11 protein-coding genes are annotated in these 16,728 nt (G+C 69.6%); 5 read left to right on the forward strand and 6 right to left on the reverse strand.

The features are described 5' to 3' along the window. Window positions 1-28 precede the first annotated feature (28 nt). The 3 genes from QQA12_RS05515 to QQA12_RS05525 are packed head-to-tail and all read right to left on the reverse strand — an operon-like array spanning window position 29 to window position 3,465. Window positions 29-1,363 (reverse strand): D-tagatose-bisphosphate aldolase, class II, non-catalytic subunit, encoded by a 1,335-nt coding sequence (locus QQA12_RS05515; RefSeq protein WP_226050096.1) that lies wholly within the window; start codon window positions 1,361-1,363, stop codon window positions 29-31. 16 nt (window positions 1,364-1,379) lie between these two features. Continuing rightward, the gene (locus QQA12_RS05520; protein ID WP_226050095.1) at window positions 1,380-2,318 is read right to left on the reverse strand and encodes an ROK family protein; all 939 of its coding nucleotides are present in this window, start codon (window positions 2,316-2,318) and stop codon (window positions 1,380-1,382) included. Next, window positions 2,311-3,465: an SIS domain-containing protein gene (locus tag QQA12_RS05525; RefSeq protein WP_226050094.1), complete on the reverse strand. Its 1,155-nt coding sequence runs from the start codon at window positions 3,463-3,465 to the stop codon at window positions 2,311-2,313. The genes QQA12_RS05520 and QQA12_RS05525 overlap by 8 nt, the downstream gene beginning before the upstream one ends. A 312-nt stretch (window positions 3,466-3,777) precedes the next feature. On the opposite strand from QQA12_RS05525, the gene QQA12_RS05530 reads away from it, so the two are divergent. The 3 genes from QQA12_RS05530 to QQA12_RS05540 all read left to right on the forward strand — a co-directional run bounded on the left by QQA12_RS05530 (window position 3,778) and on the right by QQA12_RS05540 (window position 11,707). Further along, window positions 3,778-7,140 carry a TIM-barrel domain-containing protein gene (locus QQA12_RS05530; protein ID WP_226050093.1) on the forward strand — a complete coding sequence of 1,121 codons (3,363 nt, stop codon included), beginning with the start codon at window positions 3,778-3,780 and terminating at the stop codon, window positions 7,138-7,140. Between the two features lie 117 nt (window positions 7,141-7,257). Continuing rightward, window positions 7,258-10,230, forward strand: a complete 2,973-nt coding sequence (locus QQA12_RS05535; protein WP_226050092.1) for a TonB-dependent receptor — start codon at window positions 7,258-7,260, stop codon at window positions 10,228-10,230. A gap of 121 nt (window positions 10,231-10,351) precedes the next feature. Next, complete coding sequence (locus tag QQA12_RS05540; RefSeq protein ID WP_056931010.1) at window positions 10,352-11,707, forward strand: Gfo/Idh/MocA family oxidoreductase; 1,356 nt, start codon at window positions 10,352-10,354, stop codon at window positions 11,705-11,707. Between the two features lie 42 nt (window positions 11,708-11,749). Here QQA12_RS05540 and QQA12_RS05545 read toward each other — a convergent pair whose 3' ends face one another. Further along, the gene (locus tag QQA12_RS05545) at window positions 11,750-13,240 is read right to left on the reverse strand and encodes an MATE family efflux transporter (protein ID WP_226050091.1); all 1,491 of its coding nucleotides are present in this window, start codon (window positions 13,238-13,240) and stop codon (window positions 11,750-11,752) included. A gap of 104 nt (window positions 13,241-13,344) precedes the next feature. Here QQA12_RS05545 and QQA12_RS05550 point away from each other — a divergent pair, with 104 nt between their 5' ends. Then, window positions 13,345-13,602 carry a hypothetical protein gene (locus tag QQA12_RS05550; RefSeq protein WP_226050090.1) on the forward strand — a complete coding sequence of 86 codons (258 nt, stop codon included), beginning with the start codon at window positions 13,345-13,347 and terminating at the stop codon, window positions 13,600-13,602. Further along, complete coding sequence (locus QQA12_RS05555) at window positions 13,595-14,002, forward strand: S4 domain-containing protein (RefSeq protein WP_054664278.1); 408 nt, start codon at window positions 13,595-13,597, stop codon at window positions 14,000-14,002. Before QQA12_RS05550 ends, QQA12_RS05555 begins: the two co-directional genes overlap by 8 nt. Window positions 14,003-14,092: 90 nt before the next feature. On the opposite strand, the gene QQA12_RS05560 is transcribed toward QQA12_RS05555, so the two are convergent. Together QQA12_RS05560 and QQA12_RS05565 are read right to left on the reverse strand one after the other, a co-directional pair. Then, window positions 14,093-14,704, reverse strand: coding sequence for a DUF937 domain-containing protein (locus tag QQA12_RS05560; RefSeq protein WP_054664281.1), 612 nt, complete (start codon window positions 14,702-14,704; stop codon window positions 14,093-14,095). 252 nt (window positions 14,705-14,956) lie between these two features. Next, a complete protein-coding gene (locus tag QQA12_RS05565; protein WP_226050278.1) occupies window positions 14,957-16,471 on the reverse strand; it encodes a catalase in 1,515 nt (504 codons plus the stop codon). Window positions 16,472-16,728: the final 257 nt, after the last annotated feature.

Consider the following 16,728-nt stretch of genomic DNA (forward strand, 5'->3'; position numbering starts at 1 on the left):
TTCGTACTTTCTCCGGGAAAGGTCGAGCTTAGCCGTTCGCAAGGTTTGGCGGGGCGGAACTTGCGTTGTGCCTGCGCGGGCCGGCGGTATTGGCCGCGCAGGCGCGCGCGTATTCGTCCAGGCACAGGCCGATGCGGTGCCGCACCAGCGCGCCAGGGGTATTGGCCAGCGTGCCTTCGCGTACCGCGCGGAACTGTTCGGGCAGGTACTGGCTGAGCAGCGCCAGCGGCGGCGCGTGCCGTTCCAGGTTGGCGAACAGCGTGCGCACCGCATCCAGCAGCGCCGGTTCGCCCCAGTAGTAGCGGCAGCGGTCGCTGAAGGCGAACGCGCGCAGCCGCCGCAGCGTGTCCGCGTCGCCGTGGTAGTGCGCCTGCCAGTGCCTGGGTTGTGCGGTCATCACCTCGTCCAGCACCTGTGGCAGGCGCGAGCATTGCGCGGCCGGCAGCAGCTCGGCTTCGATCGCGGCCAGTGCGAACAACGCCTCGCGGTAGGCGAAAGTCGCGGCGGGGCCGACCTTGAGGATGGCGAAATGGTCGCGCACCAGCGCATGCAGGCCGCTCTCGCGCTGGTAGTCGGTGGAATGCGCCTCGAACACGATGCGCGGCTGCCGCTCCAGGAAATCGGCCAGCTCGGCGGCGGCCGCGGCATCGTAGTCGTGCACGCTGCTGTGGTCGAAATCCACGCCCGGCTGCACCACCATCGCGATCACCCGCTGCCAGGCATCGCGCAGCGCCGGGGTGTCGAAGGCCTGGCGGTGGATCTCCAGGGTCTGTGCCGCCGCGGCCGGCGTGGTCACCGCCAGCCCGGCTGCCAGCGATGCCTCGCCGCCTGGAACCGGTACTTCGGTACCGATCACGTAGACCGGCGGCGGCAGGCCATGGCTGGCGGCGGTGCGTTCGGCGATGGCCGCCAGTTCGGCCGAGCGCGCGGCGACGATGGCGTCGGGCAGCGGCACCGGGTCGTCGGCGCAGGACATGCTGCAGTCCAGGTGGATCTTGTGGAAACCGGCGGCGACATAGGCCTCGATCAGCACCCGTGCGTGCGCCATCGCTTCGGCCGCGGGCTGCTTCTGCCACGCATTGGGGCCGAGATGGTCGCCGCCAAGGATCAGCCGCCCGCGCGGGAAGCCTTCTGCGTCGGCCAGCGCCTGCACGTAATCGCGGTACTGCGGCGGGGTCATGCCGGTGTAGCCGCCGAACTGGTCGACCTGGTTGGAGGTGGCTTCGATCAGCAGCACCGTGCCGCGACGGGCCGCCACCTGCAGCGCCGCGCGCAGCACCTGTTCATGGCTGCAGCAGACGCTGTACAGGCCGACGTTGTGGCCGGCGCGGTGGTCGGCGAGCAGGGACTGCAGCGGGGACATGGGCGTACTCACGGGATCAGGAAAAAGTGGGCTGGCAGGCGAGCAGGGCGGCACCGCGCGCGCCGCCGGCATCGCCGAAGCGGGGCGGCACGATCGGCGGCACCTGCACGCCGGCGAACAGGTGCGCGGCGATCGCCGACGGCAGCTGCCGGTACAGCGGGGCGTACTGCGACAGGCCGCCGCCGAGCACGATCACGTGCGGGTCCAGCGCCAGCACCAGCGCGGCCAGGCTGTGGCCGAGCAGGTCGCGGTGGATGTCCAGCGCCTGCCGCGCGCGGGCATCGCCGGCCTCGGCCAGGGCGATGACGTCGCTGGCGTTGCCGGCGCTGCCGCCCAGATGGCGTTCGATCATCGCCACGCCGCTGCCGGAGACATAACGCTCCACGCAGCCGCGCAGCCCGCAGCCGCACTTGAGCAGCGGCAGCCCGTGGCGCTGCAGCAGGTCGGCCGGCACGCTCCAGTGGCCCCATTCGCCGGCCAGGCCGTTGAAGCCGCCGATCAGCCGGCCCTGCACGCAGTAGCCGCCGCCGGCACCGGTGCCGAGGATCGCGCCGAACATGCTGGGGTAGCCGTCGGCGGCACCGCCATGTGCCTCGGACAGGGCGAAGCACTGCAGGTCGTTGCCGAAGCGCAGGGGCCGCTGCAGGCGTGCCTGCAGGTCCCGGGCCACGCACTGGCCGGTGAGCGCCGGCACGTTGGCGCTGAGCTGGCGGCCGCTGCGCCGGTCGCGCACGCCGGGCAGGGCGATGCCGGTGGCATGCGCGCCCGCGCCCAGTGCCGCATCGGCATCGGCGACCAGGCGTTCGACCGCCTGCAGAAAGCCCGGGTAGTCGCCCTGCGGGGTGGCGATGCGCTTGCGCCAGACCACCTGCAACGCCGCATCGCAGGCCACCAGCTCGGTCTTGGTGCCACCGATGTCGATGCCGTAGCAGGTGTCGGCGGTGGACTCAGCCATGGTGGATGGTGACGCCCTTGACCACGCGGTTGACGGTACCGTCGGGGAACGGATTGTCCGGCGTCAACCCCAGCGCGGCCGAGCGCCGCAGCGCATAGAGCTGCACGAACGGCAGCCACGCCGGCGCCAGCCAGGCATCGGCCAGCGGCGGCACCTGCAGGGTGAAATCGTCGCCGGCGCCGATATCCGAATGCGGGCCGACCGACAGCACTTTGCCGGCCACGCCGTCGCCCCGCAGTTCTTCCAGCAGGTCCTGTTCGTAGCGGCGCGCCAGCGGTTGCACGCTGCGCAGCATCACCACCAGGGTGCGCGGGTCGAGGGTGGATTTGGGGCCATGGCGGAAGCCCAGCGGGGTGTTGGCCATCGCCAGCACGCGGCCGGCGGTCAGTTCCAGCACCTTCAGCGCGGCTTCGCGGGCCAGCGCTTCCAGCGGGCCGCTGGCCAGGTAGATGACCCGCTCGAACGGCTGCGCCGCGAGTGCGGCCACCGGCGCGTCCCAGCGTTGCAGTCCTTGTCGCGCCAGCGCGGCGAGGTCGTGGATGCGCTGGCCGCGCGCGCTCCACGGCGCGCGTTCGAACACCGCCAGCGCCGCCAGCAGCATGCAGCTCAGGCTGCTGGTCATGGCGAAGGCGCGGTCGCAGCTGGCCGGCGGCATCAGCAGCGTGCAGGTATCGGCGCGGCCGGCGCCACGGCGCGCCAGTTCGCCATCGGCGTTGCAGGTGATGTCGAGGAAGCGGGCGTCGTCCACGTCGGCGCGCACGCGCTCGACCGCGGCCACGCTTTCCGGGCTGGAGCCGCTGCGGCCGAAGGACACCAGCAGGGTCGGGCGCTCGCGCTGCAGATACAGCGACGGGTGGGTCAGCAGGCTGGTGGTATGCACCGCGCGCACGTCCGCCGGCCACTGCGCATTGAGGTGGTCGGCGACCATCTCGGCGATGAAGCCGGAACTGCCGGCACCGGTGAACAGCACGCGTTGCGCCGGATCGGACAGGCGCTGGCCAAGGAAGGCCTGCAGGCGCGGCTGGTCGCGTTCCAGGGCGGCGGCCAGGGCGTCCCACAAGGCCGGTTGCTGGGCGATTTCGGCAGCGGTATCGGCTCCGCCCAGGCGCTGCCAGGCAGATGGGTCGGTAAGCAGGGTGGCGTCCATTCTTGGTTCCTGTTGGGCCAGCGCACGATCTGCTTTTTCTTTCGAAATGTCAAACATCGAAAGAAAAAAGAAAGAAATCTTTCGGCGAGATGGAATGCCGGACCTGAATCGGCGAACGAAAGGTTTCCGCGCACGGCCTTTCGTTGGCGCATCCCGCGCGGAACGGGGCGATAAGGAAAGTGGTGCTTTGCACAAACTTTCGTTTCATTCAAAAATCCTTATCTTTTGCTTTCATTTTGTTGACACCTTTCGAATTGCTGCCCTAGAGTCGGCGCAACGCCATCGGATGCCCACCTGGGCCTGGGGAGCAAGGTGCACAACCGCGTACGACGTCTGCCACTGCCGGTGGCGCTGCTTTCCGTGCTGCTGCTGCCGGCGCTGCCGGCGCATGCCGAGCCGGTGGGCAACCTGCGCTCGGTCAGTGCCGGCGATGGCCGCGACGGCGTGCGCGGCTGGGATCTGCTCACCGACACCGGCGCGCGCATCCGCATCGAGCTGCCGGCCGCCGACATCGTCCGCGTACAGGCCGGGCGCAAGGGCAGGCTGAGCGGGGCCGGCGACAAGGCCGCGCCGATCGTGCTGCCGCAGCCCCGGGCCAGCGTGCAGGCGCACCTGGAACAGGATGCGCAGGAGATCCGCGTGCGTACCGATGCCCTGGTGCTGCATGTACAGCGCCAGCCCCTGCGCCTGCGCCTGGAGCGGCTGGACGGCGACCAGCCGGTGGCACTGTGGCAGGAACTGCAGCCGCTGGACCTGGACACCGCACAGAGCGTGCAGGTGTTGTCTTCGCAGGCCGACGAGGCATTCTTCGGCGGCGGCCAGCAGAATGGCCGCTTCCAGTTCAAGGGCCGCGAGCTGGAGATTTCCTATTCCGGCGGCTGGGAGGAGGGCGACCGCCCGAGCCCGGCGCCGATGCTGCTCAGCTCGCGCGGCTGGGGCATGCTGCGCAACACCTGGAGCGATGGCAGCTATGACCTGCGCCAGCCCGACCAGGCCACGCTGCTGCACCGCGAAGACCGCTTCGATGCCTACTACTTCGTCGGCGCGGACCTGCCGCGGCTGATCGAGCGCTACACCCGCCTGACCGGGCGCCCGAACCTGGTCGCGCGCTGGGCGCTGTCCTATGGCGATGCCGATTGCTACAACGACGGCGACAACGTCAAGAAGCCCGGCAGCGTGCCCGAAGGCTGGAGCGACGGCCCCACCGGCACCACGCCGGACGTGGTGGAGAGCGTCGCCGCGCAGTACCGCGCCCACGACATGCCCGGCGGCTGGATCCTGCCCAACGACGGCTATGGCTGCGGCTACCGGCAGTTGCCCGAAACCGTGCAGCGGCTGGCCAAGTACGGCTTCAGGACCGGCCTGTGGACCGAGAACGGCGTGGACAAGATCGCCTGGGAAGTCGGCAAGGCCGGCAGCCGCGTGCAGAAGCTGGACGTGGCCTGGACCGGCCCCGGCTACCAGTTCGCGATGGACGCCAACCGCCAGGCGTTCGACGGCATCGTCGACAATTCCGATTCGCGCCCGTTCCTGTGGACGGTGATGGGCTGGGCCGGCATCCAGCGCTACGCGGTGGCCTGGACCGGCGACCAGAGCAGCAGCTGGGACTACATCCGCTGGCACGTGCCGACCCTGGTCGGCTCGGGCCTGTCCGGCATGGCCTACGCCAGCGGCGACGTCGATGCGATCTTCGGCGGCAGTGCCGAGACCTTCACCCGTGACCTGCAGTGGAAGGCCTTCACCCCGGTGCTGATGGGCATGAGCGGCTGGTCGTCGGGGGCGCGCAAGCACCCGTGGTGGTTCGACGAGCCCTATCGCGGCATCAACCGCGATTACCTGAAATTGAAGATGCGCCTGACCCCGTACATGTACGGGCTGGTGCACGAGGCCGCGCAGACCGGCGCGCCGCCGGTGCGCGGGCTGATGTGGGACAACCCGCGCGACCCGCATGCGCGCGACGAGACCTACAAGTACCAGTTCCTGCTCGGCCGCGAGCTGCTGGTGGCGCCGGTGTACCGCAGCCAGGCCGCCAGCCGCGGCTGGCGCCGCGACATCCACCTGCCGGCCGGCGGCTGGTTCGACTACTGGGACGGCCGCCGCGTGCAGGCCGGCGCCGAAGGCCGCCGCCTCGACCGCCAGGTGGACCTGGCGACGTTGCCGGTGTTCGTGCGTGCCGGCGCGATCGTGCCGATGTATCCGTCCATGCTGTTCGACGGCGAGAAGCCGCTGGATGAAGTCACCTTCGACCTGTACCCGCAGGGCGACTCCAGCTACACGCTGTACGAGGACGATGGCAATACACGCCGCTACCAGCAGGGCGAATCCAGCACCCAGCGCATCCAGGTGCAGGCGCCGGCGCAGGGCAGCGGCCCGGTGCAGGTGCGCATCGACGCGGTGCAGGGGCAGTACCGCGGACAGCTGGCGCAGCGCCGCTACGGCCTGCGCGTGCTCAACCGGCAGGCCCCGGCCGCGGTGCGGCTGGACGACCGCGCGCTGCCGATGCTGGCCGGCGCGGCCGCCTTCGACGCGGCCGAAGAGGGCTGGTACTTCGATGCCGGCGAACGCCGCGGCACCCTGCACGTGCGTACCGCCAGCGTGGACATCCGCCAGCCGCTGCAGCTGCGGCTGGATTTCCCGCTGGCCGCGGCCACGGCCGACGACGCCTTCCCGGCGGCTCCGGAACAGGGCCGCGTGCTGCCGCCGGACAGCCTGCTGGTGGTCAACCGCCCGGCCGAGGAAACGGGCTACCCGCTGGAGAACGCCTTCGACGACGATCCGGCCACCTGGTTCCGCACCGTGCGCAACCAGGCCATCCGCACCGGCGCCCACGAATGGGTGATCGGCTTCGGCGAGCGGCGAGTGATCGATGGTGTCGAACTGGCACCGCGCAACGACCAGCACTGGAAGCACGGCCAGGTGCGCGACTACGAGATCTACCTGGCCGACAGCAACGGCGAGTGGGGCGAGCCGGTCGCGCGCGGCCGCCTGCCGCTGAACGAAGGCCTGCAGCGCATCGATTTTCCGGCCCATGCCGGTCGCCTGCTGCGCTTCCGCGTGCTCGGCGTGCAGAACCCGGACGGCGACGGCGCCGCCGGCAGCGACCCGATGGCCGGCGCCGCGCAGGCCACTGCCGCGCGCGCCATCGACGCGCTGCGGCCGCGCGACGTCGGGCCGATCGCGCTGTCCACCTTCCATATCCTCGAACAACAGCTACCGGAGCGGCCGGCACGGCAGCAATACCTCTCCCGGCTGCCGCTGCCGGCCGCGCTGGCCGGGCAGGTACAGGCCGACCGGGCGTTGCGTGGCGATGCCGGCATGCGCATGAACGGCCTGCTGTTCCGCAGCGGCCTGGGCGTGGGCGCGGACAGCCGCGTCGACCTGGCGCTCAGGGGCCGCTGGCAGCTGCTGCGTGCCGACCTCGGCATCGACGATGCCTGCCGCGCCGCCGGCGGCATGCAGTTCCAGGTCTGGGGCGATGGCCGCCTGCTGTACGACAGCGGCCTGGTGAAGGCCCCGGGCGTGGTCAAGCCGGAACTGGACATCCGCGGCCTGTCCTCGCTGAGCCTGCGCACGCTCGGTGCGCAGGGCAGCCAACCCACCCAGGTCTGTGGCAACTGGGCCAATGCCGTGCTGGTCGGCGAGGAGGGCGACTCCGCCGAACTCGTCGCCCCATGACCCCCGCGTAACACCGCTGCTCCCCCAACACACCGACCACGGCCGTCGCGGCCGTGGAACGGGATCGCCATGCCCGCCATCCGCTGTTCCGTGCGTCACCGCCAGGAGAGAACCCCGATGTTGCCAGCCCGCCGCAATCCCACCCGTTGCCTGTTCACGCCGCTGTCGCTGGCCGTGGCCAGCGCCCTGATCGCCATCGCCGCACCCGCCCTCGCGCAGGATGCCGGCAAGGACAAGGACAAGACCACCGAACTGGCCCGCATCGAGGTCACCGGTTCCAACATCCGCCGCACCGACGTGGAAACCGCCTCGCCGGTACAGGTGATCAGCAAGCAGGACATCCAGAACATGGGCGCCCGCACCCTGCTGCAGGTGCTGGACAACCTGCCGGCCGCGCGCCCGGCCCAGGTCGATTCCAAATCGCTGTTCACCGGCTCCGACGGCGCCTCCCAGGCCAACCTGCGCGGCCTCGGCCCGCAGGGCACGCTGGTGCTGCTCAATGGCCGCCGGCTGTCGTACTACGGCGCGCCGTCGGGCTTCCAGACCCAGTTCGTCAACATCGACGCCATTCCCGCCGCCGCGATCGAACGCATGGAAGTGCTGACCGACGGTGCCTCCGCGGTGTACGGCACCGATGCGGTGGCCGGCGTCATCAACGTCATCACCAAGCGCAGCTACCAGGGGCTCGAGGTCAGCGGTACCTGGGACACCGCGCCGCGCTTCGATTCCTACGGCGAGAAGCAGGCCAGCATCACCGGCGGCTTCGGCGACCTGTCCAGCGACCGCTACAACGTTTACGCCAGCGTCAATCTGTACGAACGCAACGGCATCCCCGACAGCGAGTGGTACGACAAGAACCCGGCCCAGTTCTACGTCAACAATCCCGACTACATCAAGAACCTGCGCCTGGACACGGGCAGCGCGCCGGGGGTGTTCAACCCGGGCTATTACTTCGCCTTCGATCCGGTGACCAAGGCGCGCGTGGACGAAGCCGCGCCGGGCTGCAAGAACGTGCTGCAGGTGAGCAGCGGCACACGCTGCATCTGGCAGACGTGGATGAACCGCCAGATCAACGGCGGCGCCGATTCCCGCCGCGTGACCGCCTATGTCAACGGCCATTTCCAGGTGAGCGACGCCACCGAGGCGTTCGCCGAGGTCACCTACACCGACATCGACCTGCGCGCCAACGGCGGCACGCCGCGCGCCTACGGCACCACCACCGGCAACCCGCAGAGCTGGTTCTCGCGCAACACCGGCAACACGGTCAACCAGTTCCTGTATCCGTTCCTCGGCCCGAACAACGAGTACAACCACGCCAGCCCGGAGCTGAAGGCGCTGATGGGCGGCGTGGTCGGCCTGGGCTACCTGCTGCAGGACGTGGGCGGCAACCACTTCGGCCAGCGCAACACCGACAAGAGCTACCGCGCGGTGGCCGGGCTGCGCGGCAGCATCGGCGACTGGAACTGGGAAACCGCCTTCGCCACCGCCGGTTCGCATTCGGTCACCTACCAGACCACCAACGTCAACCTGCGCGGCTTCGAGAAGGCCTTCGGCCCGTACACCATCGACCCGGGCACCGGCCGGGTGATCATTTCCGACCATCCGGCGTACAAGTTCGGTGAGCTCAGCGAAGCCAACGCCGCACTGATCCGCGAGGCGTTCCCGACCTTCGACATCCAGTCGTGGACCCGCCTGCATACCCTGGACGGCAAGATCGAAGGCCCGCTGTTCGACCTGCCGGCCGGCGAAGTGCGCGCCGCCTTCGGCTTCAACGCCACCCGCGAGACCTTCTATACCCCCGGCAACCAGGACGCCGCCAACGGCCTGATCACCCAGCAGGGCGGCTCGTGGTTCGACGGCAAGCGCAACACCTACGCGCTGTTCTCCGAGGCCGTGGCGCCGATCACCGACAAGCTGGAACTGGACGCCGCGCTGCGCCTGGACAAGTACCCGGGCTTCAGCGCCAACCTGGCGCCGAAGATCGGCCTGAAGTACCAGGCGCTGCCGCAGCTGATGCTGCGCGGTACCTATTCGGAGGGTTTCCGCGCGCCCAGCCTGGCCGAGTCCGGTACCGGTGGCGTGTACGCGCAGATCGGTGGCTACCGCGACGAGACCCGCTGCGCCGAGACCAACGCCATCGCCGGCCTGCTGCGGCAGTCGGCGCGCGGCGTCGACAAGGACCTGGGCAACAGCCTGTGGAACAGCGACTGCAGCCGCAACGTGGCGCGCATGACCCAGCCCAACCCCGACCTGAAGCCGGAGAAGGCCAGGATCGCGACGCTGGGCTTCGTGCTCGAGCCGACCGACTGGCTGTCGCTGTCGGCCGATTACTGGTTCGTGTACCGCCGCAACGAGATCGTCGCGCCGGACTACAGCAAGCCCGAGGAGATCAGCGCGCAGACCCGCTTCCCGATCACCGAGACCGACCTGGCCAACCTGGCCGCGCTGGCCAGCATGTGCGCCGACCCGGCCAGCGGCGTGACCTGCCCGACCACCCTGCCGGGCTACAGCACCGGCAACGTGGCCAGCGTCATCGGCCAGTACAAGAACCGTGGCCGCACCCTGATCGACGGCCTGGACGTGGACGCCCGCGGCCGCTTCGAGCTGGGCGAGTGGGGCCGGCTGAACGTCGGCGTGGCCGCGACCATCGCCAACCGCAACATGTACAACTCCGACGACGCCGACGGCTGGTACTACGGCAACTTCGTCGGCTACTACAACAACCCGCGGCTGCGCGCCACGTTCAACACCAACTGGACCTACGGCAACTGGGACACCGGCTTCTACATCAACTATGTCGGCGGCACCAAGTGGGCGTACGACCGCATCGATGCGGAAGACAACAATGCCCAAACCTGTACCGGCAGCTATGTCGACGTGTCGCCGGGCCAGTGCTCGGGCGCGCCGGCCTGGTGGACGGCCAACCTGAGCGTGAACTGGCGGCCGGTCGAGAAGCTGAGCGTGGGCGTGACGGTGAAGAACCTGTTCAACCGCCTGCCGTTCTACGATCCGAACGACTGGATGAACTTCGCCGGCTACACCAACAACTTCGGCCGCATCTACAGCGTGACCGCCACCTACCGGTTCTGATGCTGCACCGTTGCGTGCTCCCCTGCGTGCATGGCATGAAGGGGAGCACGCCTGCTTCGCCCGCGCGGGGCGTGCCATGGCGGCCGCACCGGGCGTGATTCCAAGCCAAAGAGGACATGCAATGAAACGCAGGGAATTCATCCTGGCCGGCGCCGCGCTGGCCGCCACCAGTCTGTTGCCGGAGACCCCGGCCTGGGCGCGCGGACGCAAGGTGCGGCTGGGCATGATCGGCACCGGCATGCGCGGCCAGGTGCTGCTCAAGGAGCTGCTGCGCCGCGACGACGTGGACATGGTGGCGCTGTGCGACATCGAGCCGGTCATGCTCGGCCGCGCCACCGCCATGGCGGCCAAGGCCGGCAAGCCGGCACCGAGGACCTACGGCGCCGATGGCGATGCCAATGCCTGGAAGCGCCTGCTGGAGCAGCGTGGCCTGGACGGGGTGATCATCGCCACGCCGTGGGAACTGCACGCGCCGATGGCGATCGCGGCGATGCAGGCCAAGGTCGCGGTCGGCTGCGAGGTGGTGGCCGGCATCACCCTGCAGGACCATTGGGACGTGCTCAATACCCAGTTGCAGACCGGTACGCCGTACATGCTGCTGGAGAACGTGTGCTATCGCCGCGACGTGATGGCGGTGCTGCAGATGGTGCGCGCGGGCCTGTTCGGCGAACTGGTGCACCTGCAGGGCGGGTACCAGCACGACCTGCGCGCGGTGAAGTTCAACGACGGCAATCCCGACCACCCCTACGGCAGCGGCGTCGAGTTCGGGCCCAAGGGCTGGTCCGAGGCGCGCTGGCGCACCGAGCACTCGGTCACCCGCAACGGCGAGCTGTACCCGAGCCACGGCATCGGCCCCTGCGCGATGTACACCGGCATCAACCGCGGCAACCGCTTCACCCACATCAACGCCTTTGCCAGCAAGGCGCGCGGCCTGCACGAATACACCGTGGCCAAGAGCGGTGGCACCACGCACCCCAGCACCCGCGTGCAGTTCAAGCTGGGCGACATCGTCACCACCACCCTGGCCTGCGCCAACGGCGAGACCATCCTGCTGCAGCACGACACCTCGCTGCCGCGCCCATACTCGCTGGGCTTCCGCGTGCAGGGCACCCAGGGCCTGTGGATGGACCTCAACCACGGCATCCACATCGAGGGCCGCAGTCCGCCGCACGAGTGGGAGGATTTCAAGGCCTACCAGGACCAGTACGAGCATCCGCTGTGGAAGCAATACGCCGACACCGCCGCCGGTGCCGGCCACGGCGGCATGGACTGGTTCGTGATCCACGCCTTCGTCGAGGCGCTGAAGGCGCGGGCGCCGATGCCGATCGACATCTTCGACGCGGTGACCTGGAGCGCGATCACGCCGCTGTCCGAGCAATCCATCGGCAACGGTTTCCAGACCCTGGAATTCCCGGACTTCACCGGCGGCCTGTGGCAGCAGCGCAAGCCGATCTTCGCGTTCGACGGGCGCTACTGACCGCTGCGGGAGCGCACTGCGGTGCGCTCCCATGCCGGGCCGTCAGGACCTGCCGGGCTGCGCATCGACATCGGCCCCGGCATCGGCGTCCGCCACCGGTGACGGCGGGCAGGCCGGCACTTCGGCCGGCGTCGCCAGCTCCCCGGCATGCGCCGGCGGCGACATCATCCTGGCCCTGCGCCAGCCGCCCCAGCGGTAATAGGCCAACGACAGCAGCATCGACACCAGCGAGCTGACCGGGAAGCTCCACCAGATCGCGTCGGCACCCAGCCGGGGTTGCAGCAGTTCGGCGAACGGCACGCGCACGCCCCATAGCGAGGCGGCCAGGATCAGCAGCGGCGCGATCACCGCGCCGGTGGAACGCACCACGCCGGAAATCACGAAGCTCACGCCGAAGAACAGGAACGACCACACCGCGATGTGGTTCAGGTGGCGCGCCACCGCCAGCGCCTGGCTGCCGTCGGGCAGGAACAGCGCCAGCGAGTGCCGGTCCAGCAGGATCAGCGGCAGGATCAGCACGCCGGTGAGCAGGAAGTTGAACAGCACGCCCTTGCGCGCGGTGCCGCGTACCCGGCTCCAGTGGCCCGCGCCCACGTTCTGCGCAGCCATCGACGAGCACGCCGCGCCGATCGCCATCGCCGGCATCTGCACGTAGGTCCACAGTTGCAGCGAGGCGCCATAGGCGGCGGCGGTATCGGTGCCGTAGTCGTTGACCATGGTCATCAGCATGATCATCGACAGCGAGATCAGCACCATCTGCAGGCCCATCGGCACGCCCTTGACCACCAGCGCCCGCAGGATCGCCAGGTCGATGCGGAACAGCGCCATGTCCTTGCGCCCGAGCCACAGCACGTGGCCGCGCTGGCGCATGTAGGCCAGCAGGCCGAGCAGCGACAGCGACTGCGCCAGCAGCGTGGCCCAGGCCGCGCCGGCGATGCCCAGCTGCGGGAACGGGCCGATGCCGAAGATCAGCAGTGGGTTGAGCACGATGTCCAGCGCCACCGACAACAGCAGGAAGCGGAACGGCGTGCGCGAATCGCCGGCACCGCGCAGCGCCGCGCCGAGGAAGGCGAAGGCGTACAGCGTGGGCGTGGCCAGGAAGATGATGCGCAGGTAGGTCTCGGCCAGCGGCAGCGAAACGGCCGGCGTGCCCATCGCCGCCAGCAGCGGGTGCGCCATGAACCAGCCGGCGATGGCGATCAGCACCGAGATGCCGATGAAAAAGGTGGCGCTGGTACCCATCACCCGTCGCGCCTGGGCCACGTCGCGCGCGCCCATGGCCTGGCCGATCAGGATGGTGGCGGCCATGCCGATGCCGAACACCGAGCCGATCAGGAAGAACATGATGTTGTTGGCGTTGGCCGTGGCGGTCAGCGCCGCTTCGCCGAGGAACTTGCCGACCCAGATCGCGTTGACCGAGCCGTTGAGCGACTGGGCGATGTTGCCGGCCAGGATGGGCAGGGCGAACAGCAGCAGGTTGCGCCCGATCGGGCCTTCGGTCAGCGAGCGGGAGGCAGGGGCGGGTGCGGTCATGGGCGGCGGTCGGCGGCTGAATGCGGACACTAGCACCGCCGGTGTGACGGTGGCCGCAGGTGTCGCTACGATGGTGCCCTGATCTCCCTGCTGGAGGGAAGACGATGCTGAAACAACTGTGTGGCTTGGGCGCGGTGCTGGCCTTGTCGGCCTGCGCCAACTCCGAGCGCCTGATGGACGCCAATGTGCGCCCGTCCGACCATGCCGACTGCCTGGTGGGCACCGAGCGCGGCGAGCCGGTGGCCAAGGGCGTCTCACCGTCGATGCGCAGCCGGCGCTGCAACCCCGACGACCTGAACTGGAGCAGCGACCAATCGCGCAAGGATGCGATGGAAGTGGATTTCAAGAAAAAGCATGACTGAAACGCAACACGGGCCGGCGGCGATCCGCCTGGATGTATGGCTGTGGGCCGCGCGCTTCTTCAGGACCCGCAGCCTGGCCAAGCACGCGGTGGAGACCGGCAAGGTCGAGATCGGTGGGCAGCGCCCGAAATCCTCGCGCGCGGTCCGCATCGGCGACGCATTGCGCGTGCAGCGTGGCGAGGAGATCTTCGAGATCGGCGTGCGCGGCCTCAGCGACACGCGCGGGCCGGCTGGGGTGGCGCAGGCGCTGTACGAAGAGACCGACGCCTCGCGCAGGGCGCGCGAGGAACAGCGGCTGCAGCGCGCCGCCGCGCGTGACGGCTACCTGCCGCCCGAGCACAAGCCGGACAAGCGTGCGCGCCGGTTGATCCGCGCGCTCGGCGACATCGACGCGCTGTAGGGCGCGGCTGCATGGCGCAGGCCCGCAGGCCTGCGCCGGTGCCGTACCACCAGCGACGCCGCGGGCAACGCCCGCCGCCGGAGCGGTGGCTCAGCGCTTGCCGCTGCCCAGCAGGCCGCTGCCGAGCCGGATCAGGTCGGATACACCGAGCTGGCCGTCGCCGTCCTGGTCGAGCAGGCTGCCGAGCAGGCCGCCGGCAACACCCCCCTGCTGCACCACGTGCTGTTTTTCCTGGCCGAGCATCCGGCCCAGGCCGTCGGCATCGACCTGCGCCTGGTCGCCCGCGGACATGCGCTGGGCCAGGTAGGCCATCACCACCGGCGCGAGGATCCTGAGCAGTTGCCCGGCACGGTCGCTGCCCAGGCCGGTGGCCTGGGCCAGGCCGGCCTCGGCACGGCCCTGGCTGCCGCCGAAGATGTGGCCGAGGATGCCGGCGCCGTTGGTGGCCGGGCTGTTTCCGCCGCCAAGCACCGCCCCGAGCACGCCGCCGATGTCCAGGCCGCTGTGGTTGTCCTGCAGCGCCCCCAGCAGGGCTTCGGCGCCCTGCGGCCGGGCGGCATTGTTGCCCAGTGCGCCCATCAGCAGCGGCAGCGCGGCGCTGATCGCGCCTGCGGCCTGCTGGCTGTCCAGCCCCAGCTGCTGGGAGACCTGCTGCAGCGGTGCGCCCTGCAACTGGGCAAGAAGATCGTCGGTGAGGCTCATCGGGCGGGTCCTGGCGGTGAATGTGCACGGCCATGGTAGCGCCGCCGGGGACGGGCATGGGCGGCCATGCCGGCGGCGGACCCGGCCGGACGGGCCCGGTACGTGCGCCGCACAGCCATGGGGCAGGGGCATGGGGCGCGGCCCGGCAGCGGACGCCCCGTTGAGCGCCAGTCGGGCGAGGGCGGTGGGTGCGTGGGGTGATGGGCCGGCCGCGGCGCACACGGCCCCGCCCGCAGGCGGGGCCGGGGACGCTTACAGCACGATGTCTTCCGCGCCTGGCGTGGCCCTGGGGAACCCGGCTTCCGGCCGTGCCGGCGCGAACGGGTCCGCCGGGCCGCTTTCCGCCAGCTTCCTCAACGCCGCCGCGACACCGGCGCCATAGGCCGGGTCGGCCTTGCTGCAGTTGTCCACGTGGCGCTGCTTGATGAAGTCAGGCGCATCGCCCAGCGCGCGCGCGGTGTTGTCGAACAGGCGCTGCTGCTGCGCCGGGTCGTAGCTGCGGAACAGCGCGCCGGGCTGGCTGAAGTAGTCGCTGTCGTCCTCGCGGAAATTCCAGTAATCGGCATCGCCGCGGATGCGCAGCGGCGGCTCGCGGTACTGTGGCTGCTCCTGCCACTGGCCGTAGCTGTTGGGCTCGTAATGCGGCAGCCCGCCGTAGTTGCCGTCCACGCGCATGGCACCGTCGCGGTGGTTGCTGTGCACCGGGCAGCGCGCCGCGTTCACCGGGATCTGGTGGTGGTTGACGCCCAGCCGGTAGCGCTGCGCATCGGAATAGGCGAACAGTCGCGCCTGCAGCATCTTGTCCGGCGACGGACCGATGCCCGGCACCAGGTTGCTCGGCGCGAACGCCGACTGTTCGACGTCCTGGTACCAGTTGTCCGGGTTGCGGTTGAGCTCGAACTCGCCCACTTCGATCAACGGGTAGTCGCTCTTCGGCCACACCTTGGTCAGGTCGAACGGATGGAACCGGTAGGTCTCGGCATCGAGCTCGGGCATGATCTGCACGAACAGCTTCCATTTCGGGAAATCGCCGCGCTCGATCGCCTGGAACAGGTCGCGGCCATGGCTTTCGCGGTCCTTGCCGGCGAGCACTTCGGCCTGGGCGTCGGTCAGCGCCTCGATGCCCTGCTGGCTATGAAAGTGGAACTTCACCCAGAAGCGCTCGCCGCCGGCGTTGGTGAAGCTGTAGGTGTGCGAACCGAAGCCGTGCATGTGGCGGAACGTGCGCGGGATGCCGCGGTCGCTCATCACCACGGTGACCTGCATCAGCGCCTCCGGCAGCAGGGTCCAGAAATCCCAGTTGTTGCGCGCGCTGCGCAGGTTGGTATGCGGGTCGCGCTTGACCGCCTTGTTGAGGTCGGCGAACTTGCGCGGGTCGCGCAGGAAGAACACCGGCGTGTTGTTGCCCACCAGGTCCCAGTTGCCTTCCTCGGTGTAGAACTTCAGCGCGAAGCCGCGGATGTCGCGCTCGGCATCGGCCGCGCCGCGTTCGCCGGCCACGGTGGTGAAGCGGGCGAACATTTCCGTCTTCTTGCCGACCTCGGAGAAGAGCCTGGCGCGGGTGTAGCGGGTGATGTCGTGGGTGACGGTGAAGGTGCCGAACGCGCCCGAACCCTTGGCGTGCATGCGCCGTTCCGGGATCACTTCGCGGTTGAGGTTGGCCAGCTTCTCCAGCAGCCACACGTCTTCCATCAGCAGCGGCCCGCGCGGCCCGGCGGTGCGGCTGTTCTGGTTGTCCACCACCGGCGCGCCGAAGGCGGTGGTCATCGGCGTGACCGGTGCGTCGCCGTGCTTCTGGGCGGGGGTGGTACGGGTATCGCGCTGCGACTGCGCGGCCTGCGCCGGCGTGGGCGCGACATGGTACGGGCAGGTGGGTTTGCTGTCGTTGCTGCTCATGGCGGGCTCCTGGCTGGCATCTGGAAACATCGTGCGACGACGATAGCTACGGGTGGGTGAAATGGAAAATCGAATGATCCGCTCGGGGTCATAGGCTCCGTCTATGGCGTGACGCACCGGTTGCGCCG

The organism is Stenotrophomonas sp. 17(2023) (assembly GCF_030345315.1).
GTDB lineage: Bacteria > Pseudomonadota > Gammaproteobacteria > Xanthomonadales > Xanthomonadaceae > Stenotrophomonas > Stenotrophomonas acidaminiphila.

Coding starts and splice junctions, on each gene's coding strand:
- QQA12_RS05515 (WP_226050096.1), bottom strand. CDS start 1,363: ATGTCCCCGCTGCAGTCCCTGCTCGCCGACCACCGCGCCGGCCACAAC.
- QQA12_RS05520 (WP_226050095.1), bottom strand. CDS start 2,318: ATGGCTGAGTCCACCGCCGACACCTGCTACGGCATCGACATCGGTGGC.
- QQA12_RS05525 (WP_226050094.1), bottom strand. CDS start 3,465: ATGGACGCCACCCTGCTTACCGACCCATCTGCCTGGCAGCGCCTGGGC.
- QQA12_RS05535 (WP_226050092.1), top strand. CDS start 7,258: ATGTTGCCAGCCCGCCGCAATCCCACCCGTTGCCTGTTCACGCCGCTG.
- QQA12_RS05540 (WP_056931010.1), top strand. CDS start 10,352: ATGAAACGCAGGGAATTCATCCTGGCCGGCGCCGCGCTGGCCGCCACC.
- QQA12_RS05545 (WP_226050091.1), bottom strand. CDS start 13,240: ATGACCGCACCCGCCCCTGCCTCCCGCTCGCTGACCGAAGGCCCGATC.
- QQA12_RS05550 (WP_226050090.1), top strand. CDS start 13,345: ATGCTGAAACAACTGTGTGGCTTGGGCGCGGTGCTGGCCTTGTCGGCC.
- QQA12_RS05555 (WP_054664278.1), top strand. CDS start 13,595: ATGACTGAAACGCAACACGGGCCGGCGGCGATCCGCCTGGATGTATGG.
- QQA12_RS05560 (WP_054664281.1), bottom strand. CDS start 14,704: ATGAGCCTCACCGACGATCTTCTTGCCCAGTTGCAGGGCGCACCGCTG.
- QQA12_RS05565 (WP_226050278.1), bottom strand. CDS start 16,471: ATGACCACCGCCTTCGGCGCGCCGGTGGTGGACAACCAGAACAGCCGC.